This is a genomic window from Haladaptatus sp., assembly GCF_049589095.1.
Classification (GTDB): Archaea; Halobacteriota; Halobacteria; order Halobacteriales; family Haladaptataceae; genus Haladaptatus.
In genome coordinates this window covers 1-2,715 of record NZ_JBAWAC010000130.1, presented here as the reverse complement: position 1 = coordinate 2,715, position 2,715 = coordinate 1, and the positions used below count along the sequence as shown (strand labels likewise).

The 2,715-nt window shown below is 64.5% G+C and carries 1 protein-coding gene and 1 pseudogene; both read left to right on the top strand.

Translation table 11 applies throughout. The features are described from left to right. On the top strand, nt 1–2,092 hold a 2,092-nt coding region (locus tag WBV42_RS04530), incomplete at its 5' end, for a glycoside hydrolase family 2 protein (protein ID WP_423984974.1). A 66-nt stretch (nt 2,093–2,158) separates the two neighbouring features. Then, nucleotides 2,159–2,715: pseudogene (locus tag WBV42_RS04525) on the top strand (LamG-like jellyroll fold domain-containing protein); the annotation flags it as partial.

The following is a 2,715-nucleotide window of genomic DNA, read 5'->3' as shown; positions in this document are numbered from 1 at the left end:
ACAAGCGACCGGAGTCGCGACGTTCGCCGCTGCGACGGCGGCGAACGGCGCAATCGGGATCGCGGCGGCGGATTCGTCGCTCGTCCCGGAGACGGCGTCCGGCCCCGGACGAGTCGGGAACCTGGCCGACTACATCGCGGACCCCGGGCTGTTCGAACAGGGGACCGAACCGACACACGCCACCGCGGCGGTGCCGTTCGGGTCGGTCCGTGCGGCGATGGACGCCGACGAACCGTTCACGAAACTCGAAGAACGGTTCGCCGAATCCGAGTACGTCGAACTACTGGACGGAAAGTGGGATTTCAGGTTTTATACGCATCCGGCAAGTAGGCCGGAGAGCTACGACAGCGTGACGGACTGGGAGAAGGTCGACGTGCCGGGTAGTTGGCAGACGCAGGGGTACGACCAACTCATCTACCTGAACAACTCCATCACGTGGGAGGGCTACGACCCCGCACTCGACGGCAACCTCGATCCACGATACGACATCGAGATTCCCGATACCAACCCGACCGGAACGTATCGACGGTCGGTTTCCGTGCCGTCGAACTGGGACGGACGCGAGGTGTTCCTGCATTTCGCGGCGGTGAAACAGGCGTACTTCGTCTGGGTGGACGACCAGTACGTCGGCTTCCACGAAGGGTCGATGACGCCGAGCGAGTTCGACATCACCGAACACGTTTCGGCGGGAAGCGACCACACCGTAACCGTCCAAGCGTACCGGTTCTCGGACGGCGAGGCGATGGAGACCAACGACATGTTTCGGTTCTCCGGCATCCATCGGAGCGTCTACCTCTTTGCCACCCCGAAAGTGCACGTCCGGGACTTCTACGTCCGCTCCGGACTCGACGACGACTACGAGGACGGACACCTCCGGGTCGACGCCGAGATCGCGAACTACGACGAGGACCCGGCGGGACGATACGCCGTCAGAGCACACCTCTTCGACCCCGACGGGCGGCGTGTCAGATCGCTTTGGGACGGCGTTCGCGTCGATTCGGACGGCGGGACGGTAACGCTCGAAACGGACGTCAGAAAACCCGAGCAGTGGTCGGCCGAACACCCGAATCTCTACACGGTCGGCCTCGAACTCGTCCGCCACGGCCGGACGACCGAGGCGATGACAGACAAGATCGGGTTCAGAACGTACGAAACCACGCGCGGAACGCCCGGTGCACAGGTGCTCGTCAACGGCAGGCCGGTCAACATTCGAGGCGTCAATCGGCCCGAAGGCGACCCGAAAACCGGACGTGCGGTGCGACTGGAGACGCTGAAGACCGATCTGACGTTGATGAAGCGGAACAACATCGACGCCATCAGGAACTCCCACTACCCGAACGATCCGTCGTTCTACCGACTCGCCGACGAGTACGGCGTCTACGTCGTGGACGAGGTGGACGTCGAAACGCACTGGTGGCAGGGCTTGGCGGCGAACACGGAGGCATACCACGAGGCGATGGTCGAGCGCTTCCGTCGAATGGTGCTCCGGGACCGCAACCACGCCTCCATCTTCGCGTGGTCCACGGGCAACGAGGCCGGAACGGGCAACGAACACCTCAACATGGCCGCGCTCGCCATGGATTCCAAGGAGTACCTCCCCGAGGACACCAGCGACGTCGCCGGTGTCAGCGCCGTCGAATCCTACGACGGCCCGGTGTACGGACTCGCGCCCGACCGTCTCATGTACCACCAACCGAACGGCGGCGGGTGGAACGTCGAGTACAGCGACATGCTCGGTCCGCGTTACCCGGACGTGGACAGCCTGCTCGCCGTCGCGGACGGCTCTAGCATCGGCGACGGCAAACGTCCCGTCGTGATGGGCGAGTACAATCACGCGATGGGCAACAGTTTGGGCCTCGTCCACGCAATGTGGTCCGAACACATCCAACCGCCGGTCAGAACGGCCAGCGACGAAACCGGCAACGACAACGACGGCGTGCTGGTCGGCACGCCCACGATAGGAATCGGGGAGGATAGCGGCGCGATTACGCTGGACGACGAGCGTGATTCCATCGAAGTCGAAACGTCCCCGGCGCTCGACTTCGAGGACGGATTCACGCTCGCGTTGACACTGAGCGGGGTCGATTCCTGAACCGAACGGACGCTCGTCTCGAAGGACGACGAATACGCGCTTACCCTCGACCGCGGGCGGAAACTCACCTTCAGCGTCCACGGTGACGGGCGGAACGCCGTCACGGCCCGCCTTCCCCGGGACGCGAGCGATGGCTGGCACACCCTCGTCGCCACCGCTGGGGCAGACGAACTGGTCCTCTACCTCGACGGCGAGCGCTTGGCAACCACCGACCACGACGGCGGGCAACTGCCGGGAGGCGACGGGCCGCTCGTCATCGGGAACGAAAACGACGGAAACCACCACGGCGGCCACCACCATGGAGGCGGGCATCATCACGATGGCCGTCATCACCACGGCGGTCATCACGACGATCACGACGGACACCATCGTGGCGGCCATGACGAATGGGGTCGTGACCACGACCACCACGGCCACGGCGGAAACCACGATCACGATCACGGCCATGGTCACGGTCACGGCCACAGCGGAACGATAACGCTCGATTCGGTTCGGGTCTTCGACCGTCCGCTGTCGGCTGACGAGGTATCCGGCGACACCGCGGACCCCGTTCTGGGCTACGCGTTCGCCGCACTGCTCAGGGACGAGAGCCTCCAAGGCGGCTTCGTCTGGGCGTGGGAGGA